The sequence below is a fragment of the Thalassotalea sp. 273M-4 genome, from assembly GCF_041410465.1.
Lineage (GTDB): Bacteria > Pseudomonadota > Gammaproteobacteria > Enterobacterales > Alteromonadaceae > Thalassotalea_A > Thalassotalea_A aquiviva.
In genome coordinates, this window is record NZ_CP166961.1 from 2,156,415 (window position 1) to 2,181,074 (window position 24,660).

At 41.9% G+C, this 24,660-nt stretch carries 16 protein-coding genes and 8 tRNA genes; 3 read left to right on the forward strand and 21 right to left on the reverse strand.

The genetic code is table 11. From position 1 onward, the window contains the following. Window positions 1-10: 10 nt before the first annotated feature. The 19 genes from ACAY00_RS09775 to metA form a co-directional block, all read right to left on the reverse strand. Window positions 11-739 carry a hypothetical protein gene (locus ACAY00_RS09775; protein ID WP_371372925.1) on the reverse strand — a complete coding sequence of 243 codons (729 nt, stop codon included), beginning with the start codon at window positions 737-739 and terminating at the stop codon, window positions 11-13. Window positions 740-1,019: 280 nt separating this feature from the next. After that, window positions 1,020-1,634 (reverse strand): class I SAM-dependent methyltransferase, encoded by a 615-nt coding sequence (locus ACAY00_RS09780; protein WP_371372927.1) that lies wholly within the window; start codon window positions 1,632-1,634, stop codon window positions 1,020-1,022. 208 nt (window positions 1,635-1,842) lie between these two features. Beyond that, window positions 1,843-2,973, reverse strand: a complete 1,131-nt coding sequence (locus tag ACAY00_RS09785) for a sodium ion-translocating decarboxylase subunit beta (RefSeq protein WP_371372930.1) — start codon at window positions 2,971-2,973, stop codon at window positions 1,843-1,845. An 11-nt stretch (window positions 2,974-2,984) separates the two neighbouring features. Then, window positions 2,985-4,757: a sodium-extruding oxaloacetate decarboxylase subunit alpha gene (oadA, locus tag ACAY00_RS09790; protein ID WP_371372932.1), complete on the reverse strand. Its 1,773-nt coding sequence runs from the start codon at window positions 4,755-4,757 to the stop codon at window positions 2,985-2,987. A 3-nt stretch (window positions 4,758-4,760) separates the two neighbouring features. Next, window positions 4,761-5,021, reverse strand: coding sequence for an OadG family protein (locus tag ACAY00_RS09795; RefSeq protein WP_371372934.1), 261 nt, complete (start codon window positions 5,019-5,021; stop codon window positions 4,761-4,763). Between the two features lie 420 nt (window positions 5,022-5,441). Beyond that, window positions 5,442-5,533, reverse strand: a tRNA-Ser gene (locus ACAY00_RS09800). Between the two features lie 312 nt (window positions 5,534-5,845). Further along, a tRNA-Arg gene (locus ACAY00_RS09805) sits at window positions 5,846-5,922 on the reverse strand. Between the two features lie 215 nt (window positions 5,923-6,137). After that, window positions 6,138-6,214: transfer RNA gene (locus ACAY00_RS09810), tRNA-Arg, on the reverse strand. A gap of 349 nt (window positions 6,215-6,563) precedes the next feature. Then, window positions 6,564-6,640 (reverse strand) — tRNA-Arg (locus tag ACAY00_RS09815). Window positions 6,641-6,722: 82 nt separating this feature from the next. Next, window positions 6,723-6,799, reverse strand: a tRNA-Arg gene (locus ACAY00_RS09820). Between the two features lie 113 nt (window positions 6,800-6,912). Then, window positions 6,913-6,989: transfer RNA gene (locus tag ACAY00_RS09825), tRNA-Arg, on the reverse strand. Between the two features lie 58 nt (window positions 6,990-7,047). Continuing rightward, window positions 7,048-7,124: transfer RNA gene (locus ACAY00_RS09830), tRNA-Arg, on the reverse strand. 44 nt (window positions 7,125-7,168) lie between these two features. Beyond that, window positions 7,169-7,260, reverse strand: a tRNA-Ser gene (locus ACAY00_RS09835). 128 nt (window positions 7,261-7,388) lie between these two features. Then, entirely contained in the window at window positions 7,389-7,583 is a 195-nt protein-coding gene (csrA, locus tag ACAY00_RS09840; RefSeq protein WP_371372936.1) for a carbon storage regulator CsrA, read from the reverse strand. Between the two features lie 190 nt (window positions 7,584-7,773). After that, entirely contained in the window at window positions 7,774-8,982 is a 1,209-nt protein-coding gene (locus ACAY00_RS09845) for an aspartate kinase (protein ID WP_371372938.1), read from the reverse strand. A 23-nt stretch (window positions 8,983-9,005) separates the two neighbouring features. Continuing rightward, window positions 9,006-11,603 (reverse strand): alanine--tRNA ligase, encoded by a 2,598-nt coding sequence (gene alaS, locus ACAY00_RS09850; RefSeq protein ID WP_371379675.1) that lies wholly within the window; start codon window positions 11,601-11,603, stop codon window positions 9,006-9,008. Window positions 11,604-11,671: 68 nt separating this feature from the next. After that, entirely contained in the window at window positions 11,672-12,136 is a 465-nt protein-coding gene (locus tag ACAY00_RS09855; protein ID WP_371372940.1) for a regulatory protein RecX, read from the reverse strand. Window positions 12,137-12,344: 208 nt separating this feature from the next. After that, entirely contained in the window at window positions 12,345-16,031 is a 3,687-nt protein-coding gene (metH, locus tag ACAY00_RS09860) for a methionine synthase (protein ID WP_371372942.1), read from the reverse strand. Window positions 16,032-16,054: 23 nt separating this feature from the next. Beyond that, window positions 16,055-16,966 (reverse strand): homoserine O-succinyltransferase, encoded by a 912-nt coding sequence (metA, locus tag ACAY00_RS09865; protein ID WP_371372944.1) that lies wholly within the window; start codon window positions 16,964-16,966, stop codon window positions 16,055-16,057. Window positions 16,967-17,223: 257 nt separating this feature from the next. Between metA and ACAY00_RS09870 the strand changes: the two genes are divergently transcribed. Continuing rightward, the gene (locus ACAY00_RS09870) at window positions 17,224-18,477 is read left to right on the forward strand and encodes an MFS transporter (protein ID WP_371372946.1); all 1,254 of its coding nucleotides are present in this window, start codon (window positions 17,224-17,226) and stop codon (window positions 18,475-18,477) included. Here ACAY00_RS09870 and ACAY00_RS09875 read toward each other — a convergent pair. Then, entirely contained in the window at window positions 18,469-18,942 is a 474-nt protein-coding gene (locus tag ACAY00_RS09875) for an NYN domain-containing protein (RefSeq protein WP_371372948.1), read from the reverse strand. The genes ACAY00_RS09870 and ACAY00_RS09875 overlap by 9 nt on opposite strands. Window positions 18,943-19,016: 74 nt before the next feature. Here ACAY00_RS09875 and dbpA point away from each other — a divergent pair, with 74 nt between their 5' ends. Continuing rightward, complete coding sequence (dbpA, locus tag ACAY00_RS09880; protein WP_371372950.1) at window positions 19,017-20,399, forward strand: ATP-dependent RNA helicase DbpA; 1,383 nt, start codon at window positions 19,017-19,019, stop codon at window positions 20,397-20,399. Window positions 20,400-20,495: 96 nt separating this feature from the next. Here the strand turns inward: dbpA and recA are convergent, their stop codons facing one another. After that, window positions 20,496-21,530: a recombinase RecA gene (gene recA, locus ACAY00_RS09885; protein ID WP_371372952.1), complete on the reverse strand. Its 1,035-nt coding sequence runs from the start codon at window positions 21,528-21,530 to the stop codon at window positions 20,496-20,498. A gap of 423 nt (window positions 21,531-21,953) precedes the next feature. Here recA and mutS point away from each other — a divergent pair, with 423 nt between their 5' ends. After that, complete coding sequence (gene mutS, locus ACAY00_RS09890) at window positions 21,954-24,518, forward strand: DNA mismatch repair protein MutS (protein ID WP_371372954.1); 2,565 nt, start codon at window positions 21,954-21,956, stop codon at window positions 24,516-24,518. Window positions 24,519-24,660: the final 142 nt, after the last annotated feature.

The following is a 24,660-nucleotide window of genomic DNA, read 5'->3' on the forward strand; positions in this document are numbered from 1 at the left end:
GGAACAAAAGCTAGCAGTCAATATCTGATGATTCAGCAAAACTAAGTTGATGCTTGTCTTGTAAAAATAGCAGCCACATTTTTTCAAAATCATTGACTGATGTTTTCAGAGTTTTTTCAATGTCACCATTGGACTCTACCAATTTCACTAAACTGTCTCGCCCCCATTTTGACACGATGAAATCAGCCAAAAAGTAGCCTACCTTGTAAATATTGAAAGGATGTTGTTCTAAGCTTTCTAAGTTTGGAAAAGAGTTTTTTGAAAAACATTTTAGACTAGATATATTTGGAATGGGTGGCCGACCTGACTCATAAATAGCCGTTGCCTCCCATAACCAACGAGGGTTGTTATTGAAGCTCGGATTTAGTGCCAGTGTGACTAAATGAGTATATTCATGTACAACGCCCAAGCCTAATTCAGGTCGTCCATTGAAAAACCTAGCTTCCCAAGTACTTTGAACAACATAGCCTTGCACATATTTCGCACCATCGCCATATTCACGCTCAAATTCATTTCGATCTTGCCAGATTTTCACCGTTACAGCGGGCATATTACTTACTTTGAAATTTTTCGTGATCCGACTCTTATATTGCTCAACAGTTTTTTTTATCTCTTCCATTGTAGTTTTGGGAACATCACCAACAAAAACATAATCTATCTTGCCCTTATCTTTATTTGCTACTGCTACATTGGCGAACAAACAGCAGATCAGCAGGGACACAATGGTAAAGGTACGCATGAATTATCTCTTTTAATTATTTAATGATATCGACGTGGTGTTAACACAATGAACAATACTTGGTAATAACAGATCCTAGGGCGTTGGCTCCAGAATATGTTGATGGTGAGCAAATCGCGTTTTTAACCCACAACAGTGCTCGGTTTTAGTATTTGATATAACAATGTATCTTATTAACTCTTGCAGGGAAAGGGCGATTAGGGACAGTAAAAGCGCGCAGTAGGATTCTATGGAGAATATGGGGAAAAGGCACTAAAACCAGACAATTAAGATGCAGCCTTTAATTCGATATTTTCCTCGCGACTACGGAAAATATGTGCCAATGATGTGTAGTACCATCTGAAGACTTACCTGACAGGTCGTGTTCACACCACTTCAATATCTCATAGTTTTTAAACATTTGTTTTATTGACGGTTCGTTCATGACTAGCGTGTCCGACCAATATGCTTCTTTGTCGTAGTCTGGACCAGCCATAGTATCTTTAGGCCCCAAAAATGACCCGCTGAAAATTCCCCCCGTAACCAAAGCCTTTGTGATTTTATGCCAAACTAAGCTAAAGTCTTGTTTTGGACAGAAGAACAGGCTCGCATCAGCGACAACTAATGAGGCTTTAGGATAGCTGAATGTACTAAAACTATTGGTCGATAAGATAACCCGATCATCACCCTTAAAACGCTTACTGCACCTAGATATAGATTCCTTCTCGATATCAAAAGCGTAAACTGTGAAGCCCTTGCTCCGTAAATAGGCAATATCAGAACCTGCACCACAACCACAATCTATGGCAATTTTACTCGCATGCACTGTGACGTTTTCAAGTGCAAAAATTAAATCTTCTCTGGTAGCGCTAAATTCAGTAGAGTCATAATAACTTGAAATTGCTTTTGTAGACATTTCCTATTGCCGATGATTACTGTATGTGAGGTTGCACCCTGTTTATAATAGGCCCAATAGCCAATATAAAAGAGCGAGCGTTCAAATGATAAGTAAAGGCGTAGCTAATAATATTGTGCCATTGGATTATCCATATTAAAAATATAATCGCTTAGTAATAATTCATATATTTGTCATAACTAAATCGATACAGATTTTTAGATACCTTTTAACCGACCAAAGCAAGTAATACACCGGCGGCTACTGCTGAGCCTAAGACTCCCGCAACATTAGGCCCCATCGCATGCATTAATAAAAAGTTATGGGCATTGGCTTGCAGTCCAACTTTGTTGACCACTCGCGCAGCCATAGGTACAGCCGATACACCAGCGGCGCCAATCAATGGGTTGATTGGTTCCGTTGATAAACGCGATAAAACTTTTGCCATTAATACCCCTGCAGCCGTTCCAATTGAAAAAGCGACAGCCCCAAGCCCTAAAATACCAAGGGTTTCAACGTTTAAAAATTCATCCGCACTTAACTTAGAGCCAACACCTAAACCTAAAAATATGGTGACGATATTAATCAACTCATTTTGTGCTGTTGCACTTAGTCTGTCGACCACACCACACTCACGCATTAAATTACCTAAACAAAACATCCCAACAAGCGGAGTCGCAGCCGGTAAAAAGAAAATGGTTAACATCAATACCGCCAGTGGAAATAGAATTTTTTCGACTTTATTGACATGACGCAGTTGCTTCATTTCAATTCGACGTTCGCTTTCTGTGGTTAAAGCTTTCATGATGGGGGGCTGAATAATCGGAACCAACGCCATATAAGAATACGCGGCGACGGCAATAGCGCCAAGTAAGTCAGGTGCTAACTTTGAAGCCAGAAATATGGCGGTAGGCCCATCAGCTCCACCAATAATGGCAATTGCAGAAGCGTCTTGTAAGGTAAAATCAAAGCCCGGTATAAAATTTAATGCAATGGCGCCAAAAAGGGTGGCAAAAATACCAAATTGCGCTGCTGCTCCAAGTAACAACATCCTTGGATTGGCGATTAAAGCACCAAAGTCAGTCATCGCTCCGACCCCCATAAATATAAGCAGAGGGAAAATGCCAGTATCAATGCCAACATAGTAGATATAATGAAGGATGCCGCCTAATTCAGAAAAACCGGCTAAAGGTATATTCGTTAAAATCGCACCAAAGCCAATTGGTAAAAGCAACAATGGCTCAAATTTCTTGGCAATGGCCAAATATAATAAGCCTAAGCCAACTAGCATCATAATGATTTGTTCTAATTCAAAATTAGCTAAGCCTGTGGACTGCCACAGAGTCTGTAATGATTCCATTTACTTGTCCCCTACAGACTTAATATCACGTCGCCAACGGCAACGGCATCACCTTCTTTTACTTTAATCGTGGCAATAACACCTGATGCCGTCGCGCGAATCTCTGTTTCCATCTTCATCGCTTCCATCACAACAACAACGTCACCTTCATTAACCTGTTGACCTTGTTGCACCAAAATCTTAAAGATATTACCAGCAAGTGGCGATTTAATGTCTTCCCCTGCGCTTTGTTTGGGGTTTGCCCCTAACTTTGCAGATTCTTGCGTTGGTGCTAAAGAGATAGAATCTATCGAGCCCCCCTCTGCGACAACGACATCGTAAACTGTTCCATCTACTTGCACCGCGTAACGCTTAGGATCGTCTAATGTGGGTTTTGCTTCTATTTTGGGCGCAAGGTTTGTTGGTTTTGGCTCAAACGCATCAGAGTTATGACGATTTTGTAAAAATTTCAAACCTATTTGTGGAAATAGAGCATAGGTTAAAACATCGTCTATTGGCGCATCTGCCAATGTAATGTTTTTTTCTTTGGCTAGGGCCAAAAGCTCTTTGCTTAGTTTATCAACCTCAGGTTCTAATAAATCGGCCGGACGACATGTTATTGGCGCTTTATCGCCAAGCACACGCGCTTGTAGTTGCTGATCTACTGGCGCGGGGGTTGCACCATATTCCCCTTTTAACACCCCCGCAGTTTCTTTGGTTATTGACTTATATCGCTCCCCTGTTAAGACATTTAATACCGACTGGGTACCTACAATCTGTGATGTTGGGGTTACTAATGGAATGTAGCCTAGTTCTTTTCTAACCTTTGGAATTTCTTCTAACACTTGATCAAGTTTATCGGCAGCGCCCTGCTCTTTTAATTGATTTTCCATATTGGTTAGCATACCACCAGGAACCTGAGCCAATAATATTCGAGCATCGACCCCTTTAAGGCTGCCTTCAAATTGACCATATTTAGCTCTAACATCACGAAAATAGGCTGCCACCTCAGCCAACTTTTGCATATCTAAACCGGTATCTCTCTCTCTTCCTTGCACCGTTGATACAATCGATTCTGTTGGTGAATGGCCGTAGGTCATGCTCATAGATGATATAGACGTGTCAATCACATCAACACCAGCATCAATTGCTTTCATATGGGTCGCCATACTCAGCCCAGTTGTCGCGTGGCAATGTAAAGATATTGGCAAGGCTACCGTTTCTTTTAATTTGATAATTAACTCTTCGCCATCGTAAGGATTCAATAAACCCGACATATCTTTAATGCATAACGAATGCGCGCCCATGTCTTCAAGTTGTCTGGCCATGGTTAGCCAACCATCTAGGGTATGCACAGGGCTTTGCGTATAAGACAAAGTCCCTTGAGCATGCGCACCTATTTTAACGACGGCTTTAATCGCTGTTTCTAGGTTACGAGGATCATTCATGGCATCAAAAACACGAAAGACATCAATCCCATTGACATGAGCTCGCTCAACAAACTTCTCCACCACATCATCGGCATAATGACGATAACCTAAAATATTTTGCCCGCGAAATAACATTTGTTGCTTTGTCTTTGGCATTGCGGCTTTTAATGCTCTGATCCGCTCCCAAGGATCTTCACCTAAGTAACGAATACACGAATCAAAGGTCGCTCCTCCCCAAGATTCAATCGACCAAAAACCAATTTCATCGAGTGTTTTAGCGATTGGCAACATATCCTCTAAACGAAACCTTGTAGCCAATAAAGATTGGTGTCCATCCCTTAATACAACTTCGGTTATTCCTAGTGGCTTTGACATGTCTTACTCCTTGGGCTTTTGTTCTTTTCGGTATTGAGCTATGGCAACACTGATAGCCGCAACAACCTTTGACGAAACAACATCTGGTACTGTGGCCTCGTTAGAAATATTTTTAGAGTGGGGGATTTCATCGGGGAAATGAGCAGAAAATTTTGCCAATAAATTTATAGCAATAATCAATAATGATAAGAATGCGAAGACAAATCCCATACCTACCGCTAATAACATTAACGCCTCAACAAAAACAGTTGATAAATATCCCATATTTACACTCGATGATTTAAAAGAAATAGAATAATCACTCGAATTTATATTATCAACATAAATAAAACATTTATGCAACAAATTGGATGAAAACACAGTTTTTGTACTGTTTAATGAAATAATAACGACAAACCGAACAACTCATCTAATACCAATTCCACTACGTTTTTGCTCACTCAGCGAGAATATAAAAGTCTTGAGGCAAGATATTGATTGCAGGTGGTTGACGATCGTAGTTTGGTATAGCAAAAGAAACGTAATAAATCTGTGGTAATGAAATTTATTTCACTTAAAAACAGGTATTGTTCTAGGAGAATAAAAGCAAGATATAGATATTGAGCAAACTATAGGGCTGAATTATTTCAACTTCTGTTTACGTTAATAATAAATTTGGATGAGGGTAAGGTGTCGCTTAAAGAATGGCGGTGAGGGAGGGATTCGAACCCTCGATAGGTTATAACGCCTATACTCCCTTAGCAGGGGAGCGCCTTCAGCCTCTCGGCCACCTCACCTTTTGTATTATTGTTTTTATCTCTTGGATAAAAGTGGCGGATTCGATACTTATAGGTATCGTTTAGGCTTTTATGTTAAACCAAGTATTTTGCTGACGCAATATACAATCCACTTATTGTAGTAATTCTCGGTTATTTAACCACTCAGAGAAAAGTGGCACTTCTTTGTTAAGAGAAGTGGCGGAGTTGGTCGAGTCAAACTGTGGTAGCCTGGGCTGTTATGTTAGCGCCAGGTAGCCTGGTTGAACCAGAACAAACCTACCCTGTTATTTAACCACTCAGAGAAAAGTGGCACTTCTTTGTTAAGAGAAGTGGCGGACGCGGCAGGAGTCGAACCTGCGACCGCCTGGTTCGTAGCCAGGTACTCTATCCAGCTGAGCTACGCGTCCGCAATATCATTTTATCAGGTGATGCCTTATCTCTGTTATTTAACCACTTAGAAAAAAGTGGCACTTCTTTATTAAGAGAAGTGGCGGAGTTGGTCGAGTCAAACTGTGGCAGCCTGGGCTGTTATGTTAGCGCCAGGTAGCCTGGTTGAACCAGAACAAACCTACCCTGTTATTTAACCACTCAGAGAAAAGTGGCACTTCTGTATTAAGAGAAGTGGCGGACGCGGCAGGAGTCGAACCTGCGACCGCCTGGTTCGTAGCCAGGTACTCTATCCAGCTGAGCTACGCGTCCGCAATATCATTTTATCAGGTGAAGCCTTATCTCTGTTATTTACCACTTAGAGAAAAGTGGCACTTCTTTTATTAAGAGAAGTGGCGGAGTTGGTCGAGTCAAACTGTGGCAGCCTGGGCTGTTATGTTAGCGCCAGGTAGCCTGGTTGAACCAGAACAAACCTACTCTGTTATTTAACCACTTAGAGAAAAGTGGCACTTCTTTGTTAATAGAAGTGGCGGAGTTGGTCGAGTCAAACTGGGGCAGCCTGGGCTGTTATGTTAGCGCCAGGTAGCCTGGTTGAACCAGAACAAACCTACCCTGTTATTTAACCACTCAGAGAAAAGTGGCACTTCTTTATTAAGAGAAGTGGCGGACGCGGCAGGAGTCGAACCTGCGACCGCCTGGTTCGTAGCCAGGTACTCTATCCAGCTGAGCTACGCGTCCGCAATATCATTTTATCAGGTGATGCCTTATCTCTGTTATTTAACCACTTAGAGAAAAGTGGCACTTCTTTTATTAAGAGAAGTGGCGGACGCGGCAGGAGTCGAACCTGCGACCGCCTGGTTCGTAGCCAGGTACTCTATCCAGCTGAGCTACGCGTCCTTTAATCAATCATTATAGAGTTATGTGTGATGAACACATAATTAATAAATTGTTTTTTAGCTTTTACACTTTTATAAACAAAAAACCGACCTACATGGTCGGTTTCTTTTATGTGGCGGACGCGGCAGGAGTCGAACCTGCGACCGCCTGGTTCGTAGCCAGGTACTCTATCCAGCTGAGCTACGCGTCCGCAATATCATTTTATCAGGTGATGCCTTATCTCTGTTATTTAACCACTTAGAGAAAAGTGGCGGACGCGGCAGGAGTCGAACCTGCGACCGCCTGGTTCGTAGCCAGGTACTCTATCCAGCTGAGCTACGCGTCCAAATCAGCCATCGAAAAACCTATCACAAGTTCAGGTTATTCGAATGGCGGTGAGGGAGGGATTCGAACCCTCGATAGGGTATAACGCCTATACTCCCTTAGCAGGGGAGCGCCTTCAGCCTCTCGGCCACCTCACCGTTTCGATGGCGTGAATATTAAGGGATTCGAAAAATAAGTCAAACGTTTTTTAGAACTTTTTGCATCTTTTTGACTGTTTGATTGATTTTCAAACAAGATGAATATTTTTCAACCTAAATCAATAGTCTTATTGATTACCAACGTTATCGTTATCACCCTTTTCAGATTGGATTCGCATGTAAATTTCTTCACGATGCACTGATACTTCTTTTGGTGCATTAACACCAATACGAACTTGGTTCCCTTTTACCCCTAAAACCGTTACTGTTACATCATCACCGACCATAAGAGTTTCACCAACTCTTCTAGTTAATATAAGCATCCTAATGCTCCCTTCGTAAATTAGAAATCAAAATCAAAATTCAATACAGATTATCCAAATCTGATTGAATAAATTATCTTAACAAATTCTTGTCTAAGAAACATGCATTATTCAGAAAACCTAAATAATGCTGTCGGATATCCTTAACCTATTAAAAAATTTAGCAAACAAATTGAGAAAACGTTATTTTTTAACCCAGTTTAAAGCGATTATGTAAAACTTGAACGGCCTTTTCGACATCTTTGTCATGCACAAGCGCTGAAATCTTTATTTGTGCATTAGCAAAGTTCAACATTTCTACACCATGCTCATTGAGTGTACTGGTAAAGGTTGACAATACCCCGGTGTGAGATCTCATACCATTGCCAATGGCAGATATTTTGGCAAGGGAAGTATGAATATTAACGTCGATATCAAGATTATTATCCATTATCTGAGTTAAACATTGATCACACAAGGTTAAATCCGCTCGGGCAATGGTAAAAGAAAGAAAGGCCTTTGACCCCATCTGATGTTGGCTTAGCATATCCACTTCAATATCAGCTTTTGCGAGCGCTTTAAACAATTGAATATAAAAGTCACTATTGAACTTAGGATAAGTAATTTCGACAAACACTTCATCCCTTTGCGCAGTAATGGCCGTAACAGGATGATCTACCTGAGGGTCGTGTAAGAAATCAATCTGGGTGCCTTCTCCTGGTTCAAAGCTAGAAAGTACCCGTAAAGGCATTTTAAACTTACCCGCGTACTCTACCGAGCGACTGTGCAAAACTTTAGCACCCGAACTGGCCATTTCTAACATTTCTTCAAACGTTAGTCTGGCAAGTTTTTTTGCGTTTTTATCAATTCTTGGATCTGTGGTATATACCCCATCAACGTCGGTGAAAATTTGACATTCTTTTGCTTGTAAAGCTGTGGCAATAGCTACCGCGGAAGTATCTGAACCACCTCGCCCTAAAGTGGTAATATTCCCTTCATGATCTTGACCTTGAAAGCCTGCCACAATCACTACATGGCCTTGTTGAAGTTCTATCAGCATACGGGTGTTGTCGATGCTTAAGATACGGGCCTTGTTAAATCGGTTATTGGTATTAATACCAACTTGATGGGCCAATAATGACACGGCTGAATGACCACGCTTGATAAGCGCAATGGCCAATAAAGCAATGGAAACTTGCTCACCACTAGAAAGTAGCATGTCAAGTTCCCGTCCTGATGGCGTTGGATCAATTTGAGTGGCTAAGTCTGTTAAGCGATTGGTTTCACCACTCATTGCTGAGAGAATGACAACGACCTGATGACCTTGAGCTCTTGTTTTTATTATCTGTTCTGCGACAGCTTCTATTCGTTCAGGGGAGCCAACAGAGGTCCCCCCAAACTTTTGCACTATGATTGCCATAAGTTATGTAGGTGTTCTTAGTCTTATAGTTGTTGTTCTAACCAAGGCTGAACACTGGCAAGTGCAGAAGCAATGTTTTCAGGTTGGCTACCGCCGGCTTGCGCCATATCTGGACGACCACCACCTTTACCACCAACTTGCTCGGCAACCATTTTAACCAAATCACCAGCTTTTACTTTTGCTGTTAAGTCTTTGGTTACACCCGCGATTAAGCTAACTTTCTCGCCGTTAGCTAATGCCAACATAACAATACCCGATCCTAATTTATTCTTAAGCTCGTCGACCATTTCACGCAATGCCTTCGGATCGCTACCAGCAACATCGGCAATTAAGGCTTTAACACCATTAACTTCAATGGCTTGGTTAATTAAATCAGCCCCAGCTTGTGACGCTAATTTTTGCTGTAATTGAGCAATTTCTTTTTCCAGTTGACGGTTTTTCTGAATCAACTGTTCAACTTTATTTTCCGCATTTTGCACATCGCTCTTCACCATGCCGGCAATATTTAATAAGGTATCACCCACACTGTGCACATACTCTAAGGCTACAGCACCAGTCACCGCTTCAATACGACGAGTGCCAGCAGCAATGCCACTTTCACCGACAATTTTAATCAAACCGATATCACCGGTACGATCAACGTGAACACCACCACAAAGCTCAATAGAAAAATCGCCTAAAGTAACAACACGGACTTGGTCGTCATATTTCTCGCCAAAGAGTGCCATGGCACCTTTTTCTTTTGCTTCTTCGATATCAAGCAACTCTGTTTGGCGCTGGTAGTTAGCACGAATTTTTTCGTTTACAAGTTGCTCTACTTGACGCAATTCTTCAAGGGTTACGGCTTCAAAATGTGAAAAGTCAAAACGCAGTTTTTCAGCATCGCATAACGAGCCTTTTTGGGTAACGTGCTCACCCAAAACGGTTCTAAGCGCTTGGTGTAATAAGTGCGTTGCCGTATGGTTTTTAATAATGGCTGCACGACGCTCAGCGTCTATTTCAGCATGCACACGCGCATTTAACTGAATATCACCCTTGGCCACCCCATGGTGAGCAAATGCATTACCCAGTTTTACCGTATCGGTTACTTCAAAATCACCAGAAGCGGTCTGAATAACCCCGGTATCACCAACTTGACCACCCGATTCAGCATAAAAAGGGGTGTGATCTAATACCACTACGCCCTTCTCACCCGCTTTAATGGTTGCTGTGTGTCCATCTTTATTGAACAACTCTACCACGGTTGCGTTGGCACTGTGGTGGGTGTAACCATCAAAGTTGGTATGTTTTTCACTTTTTAATTGAGTATTGTAATCGGTACCAAAAGAACTGGCTTTTTGTGCTCGTTCTCGTTGCGCCTGCATTTCGCGATCAAATCCTTCCTGATCAATAGTTAGGCCATTTTCACGAGCGATATCAGCGGTTAAATCCGCAGGGAAACCATAGGTATCGTATAGCTTGAAGACATCCGCACCCGATATCACTTTACCGTCTAGGTTTTTAATGCCGTCATTTAGCATCGCCATACCACGATCAAGGGTGCGACCAAATTGTTCTTCTTCTAAGCGCAGAACCTTTTCAATTACCGCTTGTTTTTGCGCAAGCTCAGGGTAATGTTCGCCCATTTGCTCGATAAGCGCTGGTACTAACTTGTAGAAGAAATGAGACTTTGCTTCCAGTTTGTGACCGTGACGAATAGCACGACGCATAATACGACGTAAGACATAACCTCGACCTTCGTTTGAAGGCATAACACCATCAACGACTAAGAAACAACATGCTCGAATATGATCGGCAATAACACGTAACGACTTGTGTTCAATATCTTGGCAGTCAAGTAACTGTGCTGCCGCTTTGATGATGCCTTGGAAAGTATCGATTTCATAATTTGAATGCACGCCTTGCAAGATTGCTGCAATACGCTCAAGTCCCATACCTGTATCAACAGACGGTTTCGGTAATGGTTCCATGGTCCCGTCAGCAAGACGGTTGTATTGCATAAACACAAGGTTCCAAATTTCGATATAACGATCACCGTCTTCTTCTGGGGTACCTGGAGGCCCACCCCAAATTTCTTCACCGTGGTCGTAGAAAATTTCAGTACATGGACCACATGGGCCGGTATCACCCATTGACCAAAAGTTGTCTTTAGCACCAATACGAGATAACCGAGCTGGATCGACACCGATTTTTTCTAACCAAATGTTTTCCGCTTCTAAGTCTTCTTCAAACACGGTTACCCAAAGTTTTTCTTTCGGTAATTGCAATACTTCGGTTAAAAACTTCCACGCAAATACCATGGCTTCTTCTTTAAAGTAGTCGCCAAAGCTAAAGTTACCTAACATTTCAAAAAACGTATGGTGACGCGCGGTATACCCTACATTTTCTAAGTCATTGTGCTTACCACCAGCACGAAGACAGCGCTGTGAAGACGTTGCTCGAGTGTAGCTGCGTTTTTCGGCCCCTAAAAAGACGTCTTTAAATGGCACCATACCAGCGTTGGTAAACAATAATGTGGCATCGTTACCTGGAATTAGTGAGCTACTGGGAACAACTTGATGTTGTTCGTTGGCGAAATAATTTAAAAAAGCTTGCCTAATTTCAGCACTCGTTTTAACCATGTTTGTCATCCAAAAATCTCTAAAATTTTCTTACCAAACGGCTTTTGCCCAGTTGGTAAATTAATCTGTTAATTTGTCTCCAATGCCGCAAGAATCTGCTCTGTTGAGAAACCGCGATATTGTAAAAATCGTATCCGTTTGGCTCGGTCTTTATCGTCTGCAATAACGGTATCGCCAAATCGTTTATTATATGCTTTCAAGGCTTGTAAAAACCAGTCGATATCTTGTTGCTGCTCTAGCTGATATATAAGATCAGAGCTTAAGCCCTTTTGCTTTAATTCAGCTCGTATGTACTGCCAGCCGTAACCTTTCGTTACTCGTTGCCTAAGCTGGCATTCACCAAAACGAAAATCGCTTTGAATGTTTTGCTCGTCAAGAGCCTCGAGAACAGGCGTAATATCTTCTTGGGTAAACTCTTTGCGCAGTAACTTATGCATTAACTCTTGACGACTGTGTTCACGTCGAGCCAACAGCGAGTACGCTGCCTTTTTGATGTCCTTATTGAGCAATGAAGGTTCCTGAAAATTTACCATTATAAAACGCCCCATTCTACCTACATTGAGTTAAATTTACACCCTTAGAGCGCAATTCTTCAAAAGAAAGAAGCTTTTTTATGCATGAGTGAAAGGCTATGTCGCAAAAACAACCTTGTGACAATAAAAAAAACAGCGACAACAAGTAATTAAAACACCCGATTAAAATAACCAAGACGCCTAGTACCTTGGGTTATTTTAAGATCAATTATACCGAATAATCTAGGTTTGGTGCCAACCAACGCTCAGCTTCTGAGAGAGACCAATTTTTGCGCTCAGCATAACTTTGCACCTGCGCTTTATCGATTTTAGCAACAGCAAAATATTTACTCTCTGGATGCGCAAAGTACCAGCCACTTACCGCAGCACCAGGCCACATCGCACAGCTTGATGTTAATGTCATGCCGATACGCTGTTCAACCTCAAGTAACTGCCACAAACCACGTTTTTCGCTATGTTCAGGACAGGCTGGATACCCTGGTGCTGGACGGATCCCTTGGTATTGCTCTCGTATTAAGGCTGCATTATCTAAATTTTCATCACTGGCATAGCCCCAATACTGGGTTCGAACTTGCTGGTGTAAATACTCCGCACTGGCTTCGGCGAGTCTATCAGCTACCGCTTTAAGTAATATCGAATTATAGGTATCGTGGTTAGCATCGAATTGCTGCACCAGTTTATCAACGCCAAATCCCGCACTGACCGCAAAAGCACCAACATAGTCTTGCACTTGCGTGGCTGTATCGGCGACATAATCACTTAAACAGCGGTTAAATTGACCTGGCTTTTTGGCCGTTTGTTGGCGCAACCCTCGAATCGTGTGTAATCGTGTATGTTGCTCTTCATCGGCAAATACGTGGATATCGTCACCCTCTTTTACAGCAGGAAATAAGCCAATAACGGCCTTCGCTTCTATCGTTTTATTACGAATCAAATCATCGAGCATATTATTGGCGTCATTGAATAATTTACGTGCTTCGTCGCCAACCAATTGATGTTGTAAAATTTGCGGATATTTACCCGACAGCTGCCACGTCATAAAGAACGGGGTCCAGTCGATATATTGACGTACGGTTGCTAAATCGAGCGATTGAAGTTCGGTGATACCAAGCGCGTTGGGTTTTTTTGGGGTGTATTGATTAAAGTTCGGTTTAAACGCATTTGCTCTTGCTTGCTCTAATGACACGAGAGTACTGCGAGGGCCACTTTGCTGATAACGTTGCCTGATGGTTTCATACTCTTTTTCGGTACGCGCCACTAACGCTGGTTTTAATTCTTTTGACAGCAAAGCACTGACCACAGACACCGAGCGCGAAGCATTGGCTACATAAATCACAGGATGTTGGTAAGCTTGCTCAATTTTCACCGCTGTATGTGCCTTGGACGTTGTTGCCCCGCCAATAAGTAATGGGATATCAAAACCTTGGCGTTGCATTTCTTTAGCAACATGGACCATTTCATCAAGCGATGGAGTGATCAGGCCTGATAAACCAATTAAGTCAACATTGTGCTCTTTAGCTTGCTGCAATATTTTCTCACAAGAAACCATGACGCCCAAATCAATCACTTCAAAGTTATTGCATTGCAGTACCACTCCGACAATGTTTTTACCGATGTCATGAACATCACCTTTTACCGTCGCTAATAGCACTTTACCGTTGGTCTTGGCTTGCGTTTTTTCTGCCTCAATGAAAGGTTGTAAGTGAGCGACCGCTTGCTTCATAACTCGAGCAGATTTCACTACTTGCGGTAAAAACATCTGCCCTTCACCAAATAAGTCCCCGACGATATTCATCCCATCCATTAACGGACCTTCGATAACATCTAACGGCTTATCTGCCGCTAGGCGTGCTAATTCAGTATCTTCAACAATAAATTCGTTAAGGCCCTTAATTAGAGCATATTCAAGACGTTTATTTACGGCTTGCTGTCGCCAGCTTAAGTCAACCTGTGAAGCTTTAGCGGCACCGGTGTCGCGATATTTATCGGCAATAGCCAATAAGCGCTCAGTGGCATCGGGATCAGAATTAAGTACCACATCTTCAACCGCTTTTAATAAATCCCTAGGAATGTCTTTATATATGGCGAGCTGCCCTGCATTGACAATCCCCATATCCATGCCTTGTTTTATGGCATGATAAAGAAACACCGCATGAATCGCCTCTCGTACGGCATTATTACCACGAAAAGAAAACGACACGTTCGACACCCCACCCGAAACCATGGCATAAGGCAGAGTGCTTTTTATGTCTTGAGTCGCTTCAATAAAATCAATGGCATAGTTATTATGCTCTTCAATACCGGTGGCAATAGCAAAAATATTAGGATCGAAAATAATATCTTCCGCTGGAAAGCCTATTTCATCAACCAAAATCCGATAAGCACGCTGACATATTTCCACTTTACGTGCTTTGGTATCGGCTTGACCGACTTCATCAAACGCCATAACGATAACTGCGGCGCCATAACGTTTAATGATTTGAGCTTGATCTCGAAATACCTCTTCGCCTTCTTTTAAACTGATTGAATTGACAATACCTTTGCCCTGGATACATTTTAGCCCGGCCAATAAAATGTCCCACTTTGAGGAGTCTAACATGATGGGAACTTTGGCGATGTCGGGCTCGGTTGCAATTAAGTTTAAAAAACGCACCATCGCCGCTTTTGAGTCCAACATCCCCTCATCCATGTTCACATCAATGATTTGGGCCCCGTTATCGACTTGTTGTAATGCGACAGAAATGGCCTGATCGTAATTCTCTTCGGTGATCAAACGACGAAAAATAGCGGAACCGGTGACATTGGTGCGTTCACCTACGTTAACAAATAAGCTTTGCTCATTTAGATTAAGCGCCTCTAACCCCGACAAGCGACACGCGATAGGCTGTTTGATTATTTTTCTAGGTACCATGTTTGCGACTATATCGGCAATGCCTTTGATATGCTCAGGAGTTGTGCCACAACAGCCACCGACAATATTTAAAAACCCTGATTGAGCCCACTCTTTAATGTGTTCGTTCATTTTTTCAACAGTGAAATCGTATTCACCAAACGCATTAGGTAAACCGGCATTAGGGTGAGCCGATACCGCAAAGTCACTGATATTGGCCAATTCTTCAACATATTGACGCAGTTCAACCGGTCCGAGCGCACAATTTAAGCCAAATGAAATGGGATTAGCATGGCGTAAAGAATTGTAAAACGCTTCGGTTGTTTGACCAGAAAGGGTTCGCCCAGATGCATCGGTGATGGTACCTGAAATCATAATTGGCAAAGTGATTGATAGCGCCTCAAAAACGTCTTCAATAGCCACAATGGCGGCCTTGGCATTTAACGTATCAAAGATTGTTTCGACCATAATAATGTCGACCCCACCCTCAATCAACGCTTGGGTCGATTCAATATAGGCATGCTTTAATTGATCAAAGCTGATATTGCGAAAAGCGGGGTTATTGACATCGGGTGAAATCGAACAAGTGCGGTTTGTTGGACCTAACACCCCAGCAACAAAGCGTGGTTTGTTCGGGTTTAATAACGTGACTTCATCAGCAACTTGACGAGCAAGCTTGGCCGCGTGAAAATTGATTTCCCTGCTAATGCCTTCCATTTGATAGTCCGCCATCGCAACGGTGGTCGCATTAAAACTATTGGTTTCAATAATATCGGCACCAGCCAATAAAAATTGGCGATGGATATCGGCGATAAGCTCAGGTTTCGTTAACACCAATAAATCATTGTTGCCTTTTAAATCACAGTCCCAGTTTGCAAAACGCTCGCCACGAAAGTCTTGTTCACCAAGCTTATGTTGTTGGATCATGGTACCCATAGCCCCATCAAGCACCAAAATACGCTGAGATAATTGTTGTTCTAAATACACACTGTTTGCTGATTTCACGTTTATGTCCAAAGTTTTATCGGTTATTTTTCTAATTGGTATGGGGTGATCTGATACACATAATAATTTAGCCAGTTACTAAACAGTAAACAACCGTGACTGCGCCAAGTATTACTCGGGGTTAACATCGGATCGTCACCGGGGAAGTAATTAACCGGTTTTAGTGGCTTCATATCTGATTTCAGATCGCGTAAATACTCATCATGTAAGGTGTTAGCATCGTATTCTGGATGCCCTGTTACAAAGACATGCTTCTGATCATTGCTCACCACTAAGTAAACCCCTGCTTGTTCTGAGTCAGCTAAAACGTTGAGTTGTGGATGATCCTGATAATCTTTTGCTGGCACATAGCCATATCGAGAATGTGGAACTTTAAACTGCTCGTCAAAACCGCGTGTTAATGGTTCCAGCGCGACCCGAGTGGTGTGCTGATATACACCTGAGAGTTTCTGCTTATGTAAACAACGGGTAATGCCATAAAAATGATAAAGCGCCGCGTGGGCCGCCCAACAAGAATACATGGTAGAAGTTACTTGAGCATTGGCCCAATCAAAAACTTGTTTGATTTTGTCCCAATAAATCACCTTTTCATAGTCGAGATGGCCAAGAGGCGCGCCAGTGATGATTAAACCGTCGTAACGCTTATGCTTTATGTCATCAAATAAGCGATAAAAAGTGTCTAAGTGCGCTTTTGGGGTATGTTTAGATTCATTTAAATGTAAGCGAACAAAGTCAATATTGATTTGTAAAGGGGTGTTAGAAAGCATCCGTAATATTTGGATTTCAGCTTCGATTTTATTTGGCATTAAATTTAAGATGGCCACCTGTAACGGACGGATGTCCTGACTGACAGCACGATGCTCTGACATCACAAAGATGTTTTCATTGGCAAGAACAGCCAGTGCGGGCAATTGGTCAGGGATCTTTATTGGCATAATACGCATCAATTACTAGAGACCATTTTAATACTACTTAATCACCTTGAAATGTCAACATCTAAACGTATAGACGTCTAGATGTTTTAATTCATTACGATGTTTGGTAGCAATATCGCAATTTACAGAATCAAAGCTTTTGGTTATGCTAGTTCAAATAATCATCTCGACTAAGCCAAAAAATTGGCCGCAATGGACTCGGCTACGCTCCCCGCAGAAGCTACGTGTCAATTAAACCTTAAGGAAAGAGAAAAATAATGCAAAGCGACGCTAGCCTAAATCGGCTCAAACAATTTCCTCGCTTGATGTGGGTTGTATTATTGGGGTCTTTCTTTACCCGTGGTAGTTATTACATGGTTTGGCCTTTCTTAGCCGTAATTCTATACCAAAAATTTGCTCTGTCAGCGACCGAAGTTGGCTTGATTTTAACCAACGCCGCTTTGGTCTCGGTTGTAGTTAGCTTCTTAGGAAGCGCCTTGTCAGATAGAATTGGTCGTCGCAAGTTAATTTATTTTAGTGGTATTTTGTACATAGTATCGTTTTGTCTGCTGGCCAAGGCCGATACCATATTATCCTATGCCATTGTTATTACTCTTTGTTCAATAGCCACCTCATTATGGCGGCCGCTAATTTCAGCTCTTATTGGCGATATTATTGAGCAACCACAAACTCGTGAATTAGCGATGCAGGCCTTATATTTTATTATTAATGCCGGTTGCGCAATTGGTCCTATTATTGGTGTGTGGCTTGGTATTACCGCCAAGCAAGAGGGCTTTTACATTACCGCTGTCGCCTTTGCTCTGTTGCTGTTTTTTTTGCATTGGGGATTTAAAACCCAGCCCATACTGGAAGCAAAGAAGAACACAAATCACCGTGAACCATGCGAGAGCGCTTTGCAAAATAGCACCATCAAGACGACCATGACGGTACTTTTACAAGATCGGTTGTTACAATGCTTGATCCTAGCAAACATCCTATGCATGTTTATCTATGCACAAATGGACACATCTTTGGTGCAATATTTAAGTCGTGCCAAAGTGCCTGAATTATTGACCTTAATTTCATCAATGATTTTTACCAATGCGCTGGTGATTATCAGCAGTCAATTTGTACTGCTGCGTTTAATGTCAAAGATGACGCTGACCAATCGTATTCAAATCGGCCTAATATTATTATTTATTTCTCAGCTTTGGTTGGCATTTAACCCACTTACTTGGTTTTGGGGATTTATCGGTGCAATTGTGGTGATGAGCCTAGCAGAAGCCATATTGTTTCCTACGATGAATGTTCATATCGACAGAATTGCCCCGAATCATTTGCGCGGTGCGTATTTTGGTGCGGCCTCTTTTTATGAATTTGGCTATGCTTTAGCCCCGCTTGGTGGGGGCATTATTCTTGATCTTTTATCTGGTACTTGGTTATTTTCCATTGTTGCTGCACTGACCTTATTAGTTATGTATTTGTACAGCATTTTAGAAACACTTTCGCGTGGGCAAGTGGCTTTAGAGTAATAAATCAGGCCCTATCGGCTGGTATTCATCTACCGATGCAATTAACGACGCTGCCGTTAACGTTGCAACCGAAAAGACCTGGGTGGTGATCCCCTTGTTATCGCGTAAGTGATGCATTAAACAATCAAAATCGCCATCACCTGAGAGTAAAATGACTTTATCTACTTTGGCGCTCGCTTCAATCGCATCAATGGTGATCCCAACATCCCAATCGCCCTTGGCACTGCCATCTTGACGTTGAATATAGGGTTTTAATTTCACCTCAAAGCCGATGTGCTTTAAGGCTTGCTGAAACTTATGCTGCCCATCATTTGCACTGGCAATCGCATACGCGTTGGCAATCACTACTTCATGTTGATTTATCATGTATTGCCAGAAGCGACGATAATTAAACGCTCGCCCATAAGCATCTCTTGTTGTGTAGTAGATGTTTTGTACATCGACCAAAATTGCCACTAAAGCCATACACTTGTCTATATCCCATTTCTATTAACTGCTACAATAAGCCTTCATCATACTTATTAATTCAGGTCATTACATTGCCTTCACACGACTTTTCTTCACTTGCCCTTAAAAAAGCTCTTGCAGATAACCTAAAAACCCTCGGCTTTGACGCCATGACAGACATACAGGCAAAGAGCTTGCCACTGATCCTCGAAGGCAAAGATCTCATTGCCCAAGGGAAAACGGGTTCCGGTAAGACCGCAGCTTTTGGCTTGGGCTTATTGCACCACCTTGACGTTAAAAAATTTCGTATTCAATCGTTAGTCTTATGTCCAACTCGTGAACTTGCTGATCAAGTGGCTAAAGAGATCCGAAATTTAGCGCGAGGTATTCACAACATAAAAGTATTAACCCTTTGTGGTGGCGTACCTGTTGGCCCTCAAATTGGCTCGCTTGAACACGGTGCCCATATTATTGTTGGCACCCCAGGAAGAATTGAAGATCACTTAAGTAAAGGTCGATTAGATTTGCAACATCTTAATACTTTAGTGTTAGATGAAGCAGATCGAATGCTAGAAATGGGTTTTATGGATGCCCTTGATGCTATTGTTCATCATTGTCCAGACTCTCGCCAAACCTTGTTATTTAGTGCTACGTTTCCAGAGCAAATAAACAAAATCAGTGCGAGCATTTTAAAAAATCCACAGCATGTAAAAGTCACTTCGATACATCAAGAAAGCGCGATCGCGCAAAGCTTTTATCATGTCAATGATGAAGCGCACCGCCAAGATGCCCTGCATAGGTTACTATTGTCTTTTGCCCCGACCTCAACCATCGTGTTTTGTAATACTAAACGCGCTGTGCAAGCGGTCAATGACAAACTTTTAGCCGCCGGCTTTAGCTCTTTGGCCTTACATGGCGATTTGGATCAGCGTGAACGTAATGAAGTTTTAGTCAAGTTTACCAATAACAGCTCGTTGATTTTGGTCGCAACCGATGTGGCGGCAAGAGGTCTAGATATTGACGAATTAGATGCCGTCATTAACTTTGATATAACCCCAGATCCCGAAGTTCATGTGCACCGTATTGGTCGCACGGGTCGCGCTGGCGCAAACGGCATCGCCTGTTCCATTTTTACCGATCAAGACTATGGTCGCTTGGGTCGCATAGAAAGCTACCAGAATATGGTAGTCGAACCTCAGCAAGTCCCCGAGCAATCGATCTTAAGTCAACAACCGCTTAAACCTAAAATGACAACATTACAGATTGACGGTGGTAAAAAGCAAAAAGTACGCCCTGGCGATATCGTTGGCGCATTAACCGGCAACAACGGCATTAATGGCACTCAAATTGGTAAGATCCACGTTTTTGATATGAAAGCCTATGTCGCGGTTGAGAGCAAGGTGGTTAAAACCGCATTAAGAAAAGTCAGTGAAGGTAAACTCAAAGGTAAGAACTTTCGCATTAGAGCAATTTAACCCAGTAACTAATCTCTAGGCGATTTATCGTTAATCGGGTAAACAAAAACAGACGCAATAGCGTCTGTTTTTTTATCTATTAATGTGATTTAAAAACTATTCTACATCAACAGGTGCTTGTTCTGCTTCAGCTTCAACCTTGGCAGTGGTTAATAACAAAGAACGCAATTTACCATCAAGGTCTTTCACCATGTCAGGATGTTCTGCAAGGTATTTAGTCGCATTCGCTTTACCTTGGCCTATACGTTCACCATTACAGCTATACCATGCACCGGCTTTTTCAACCATCTTATGCTTCACACCTAGGTCAATTAATTCACCTAAGCTGTTAATGCCAGTGCCATATAGAATTTGAAATTCGGCTTGTTTAAATGGTGGTGCGATTTTATTTTTAACCACTTTCACTCGAGTTTCGTTACCCGTAATTTCATCGCCTTCTTTAACGGCGCCAATACGACGAATATCAAGGCGAACTGAGGCGTAGAATTTAAGTGCATTACCACCCGTGGTTGTCTCAGGGTTACCAAACATCACACCAATTTTCATACGAATTTGGTTGATGAAAATAAGCATGGTATTGGTTTGTTTTAAATTAGCGGTCAATTTACGCATTGCTTGAGACAGCATACGGGCTTGTAGACCCATGTGGCTATCCCCCATGTCACCTTCAATTTCAGCTTTTGGGGTAAGTGCTGCAACAGAGTCAACCACAATCACGTCAACCGCACCCGAGCGACTTAACATATCTACGATTTCAAGTGCTTGTTCCCCAGTATCAGGTTGAGAAACCAATAATTCGTTAATATCTACACCAAGCTTTTCGGCGTAGATAGGGTCTAGAGCATGCTCAGCATCAACAAACGCACATACCTTACCGTTGCGTTGTGCTTCTGCAATAACTTCAAGTGTTAAGGTTGTTTTACCACTTGACTCAGGACCGTAGATTTCAACAACACGACCCATAGGTAAGCCACCTGCTCCAAGTGCTACGTCAAGAGCTAAAGAACCGGTAGAGATGGTTTCAACGTCCATGCTGCGGTTATCACCTAACTTCATAATTGAACCTTTACCAAATTGGCGCTCAATTTGTCCTAAGGCTGCTGATAACGCTTTTTCTTTATTTGCGTCCATTAAAAACTCCAAAAAATTTGATCTGATGTCGTGTTAATAAGGCCAGTATACTGTATAATCGTACAGTATCAACTGTTTTTTTGCTGGATAATAAAATCAAGTTAAAAAAACCAATTTAAACCATTGTTTTATAACCAATATTTATTTTTTATTTTGTTTTCCATAGTCTGATTTGATTGTTTTAACCAGTACTTTGAACAGTATTTAAAGTTTTGTAAAACAGCCATGCTTTATCGTAATTAGAAAAGGTTATACTAACAATTTACTGGTCAATGATGTTATCATTTTACCATTAAAATAACCTTGGGCAATGGCAATTTTTATTCGCTAAAAATCATTAAAAAAAAGCGGTAATTATTCAACAATAAGAATACCTTAACCATTTTCAGTCCCAATAATGACAATAGAGACATAAAAAATAGCATGAGCACGGATCCGTATTCACAGACCAACCATACGCCGATGATGCGCCAATATCTAAAAATAAAGGCCGAATTTAAACACATCTTACTGTTTTATCGGATGGGAGATTTTTATGAGTTATTCTATGATGATGCGAAAAAAGCCGCTGATTTACTCGATATATCATTAACCGCACGGGGGAAATCGGGTGGCAACGCAATTCCAATGGCTGGCGTTCCTTATCATGCCGTTGAAAATTACTTAGCTCGCCTAGTACAAATGGGCGAATCCGTTGCAATATGTGAACAAATTGGCGATCCCGCAACCAGCAAGGGGCCGGTAGAGCGAAAAGTCGTTCGAATAGTAACCCCTGGTACCGTTTCAGATGAAGCGTTATTAGAAGATAAACAAGATAATCTATTGGTTGCGTTGTACCATCAAAAAGATAAATTTGGTATTGCTTACTTAGACATGAGCAGTGGTCGCTTTGTCATTTGTGAGCCTAACACCGAAGAGCAAGTCCAAGCTGAATTACAACGCTTAAACCCTGCCGAATTATTATACCCAGAGTCGTTTGAATACCAGCATCTAACCCAAGCATATAAAGGCACACGACGTCGACCTGATTGGGAGTTTGAATATTCAAGTGCCCACTCAATATTAACCAAACAATTTAATACCAAAGAGCTAAAGGGGTTTGGTATTACCGACCAATATCAGGGGATTTGTGCAGCCGGTTGCTTAATACAATATGTACAAGATACCCAACGTACCGCCTTACCTCACATTCGAAGCATTAAATGTGAGCATTATGCCAATGGCGTTATCTTAGATGCCGCAACCCGAAGAAATTTAGAGTTAACGCAAAATTTAACGGGTGGCATTGAGAACACGTTAGCTTCGGTATTAGATAAGACGGCATCAGCGATGGGCTCGAGGCTCTTAAAGCGGTGGTTACATTTTCCTTTAAGAGATGTTAAAGCATTAACCAATCGTCAAAATGCGATCAGCGCCATTATCGATGACGATATTAACGACGAGTTACACCAAATTATTAAAGCCATTGGTGACATAGAACGGATCATTGCGCGCATCGCTCTTCGCAGCGCTCGACCAAGGGACTTTGCGCGCTTACGAAATGCTTTACAACAACTGCCAGCATTGCATCATTTACTGAATGAAACCGAGCAAGAATACATTGTACAATTGGCTAAGCTTTGTCGCCCAATTGACGATCTTGCCACCTTATTAACAAAAGCCATTATTGACAACCCTCCGGTGCTTATTCGTGACGGCGGCGTTATTGCACCAGGTTATCATGAAGAATTAGATGAACTTAGAAATCTTAGCCAAGGCGCGACTCATTTCTTAAATGAATTGGAACAACGAGAGCGTGAACGCACGGGTATTTCGACCCTAAAAGTTGGTTACAACAAGGTCCATGGCTTTTATATTGAAATCAGTCGAAACGCATCTGATACAGTGCCGACAGAGTATATCCGACGTCAAACGCTAAAAAATAATGAGCGTTTTATTACCGAAGAATTAAAACAACATGAAGAAAAAGTGCTGTCTGCTCAAGGACGCTTTTTGGCTTTAGAAAAACGTTTGTATGATGAGTTATTTGATCACTTATCACCTTACATTACACAGTTACAAGCATGCTCTGAAGCTATTTCGAGCCTAGATGTGCTTAACTGTTTTGCTGAACGAGCATTGAGTTTAAATTATCAGCGCCCAGAATTCAGTCTTAAAAGTGGTATTCAAATCAATGCTGGTCGACATCCGGTGGTTGAGCAAGTTACGGAAGGTGCCTTTATTGCCAACCCAGTTGAGTTATCAGACAAGCGCCGAATGTTGATCATCACAGGTCCCAACATGGGCGGTAAATCAACCTATATGCGTCAAACGGCGTTAATCGTATTAATGGCACATGTTGGCTGTTTTGTACCTGCTGATTCGGCAAAAATTGGCATCGTTGATCGTATTTTTACTCGCATCGGTGCTTCTGATGATTTGGCCAGTGGCCGTTCAACGTTTATGGTCGAGATGACCGAGACCGCTAATATACTGCATAATGCGACGGAGCAATCACTGGTTTTACTCGATGAAATTGGTCGTGGCACCAGTACGTATGATGGTTTATCTCTAGCTTGGGCTTGTGCCGAGTTTTTGGCCAGTAAAACCAAAGCATATACCTTATTTGCCAGCCATTATTTTGAACTTACCGAGCTTGCTGAACAGCTTGATGGTTTAGCTAACGTTCACCTTGATGCAATTGAACATGATGATTCGATTGTCTTTATGCATGCGGTACAAGAAGGGGCAGCAAGTAAAAGCTTTGGTTTGCAAGTAGCACAATTAGCGGGGGTGCCCAAACCGGTTATTATGCGAGCAAAACAACGCTTATCTGAGCTCGAAAAACATCAAGCTGCAACCATAGTCGATACTTCACAGCCTGCTACGCAATTAGACTTTTTACACGAAGAGCATGCCGTTGTGAGCTCGTTAAAAGCAATTGATGAAAATGATTTAACGGCAAAGCAAGCATTGGATTTAATTTTTGAATTAAAGAAACTAATCTAGGCGTATACAATTTTACTAGGTTTTGCCCACTCAGCAAAAATGTGAAAAGGTAAAGATTAAATATTTTTGATTAGGGTTTAATGGCAGACTCTAGTGAGACCTTTGTCAAAATCAATAAGGCAGAATAAAAAACCTTTAACAC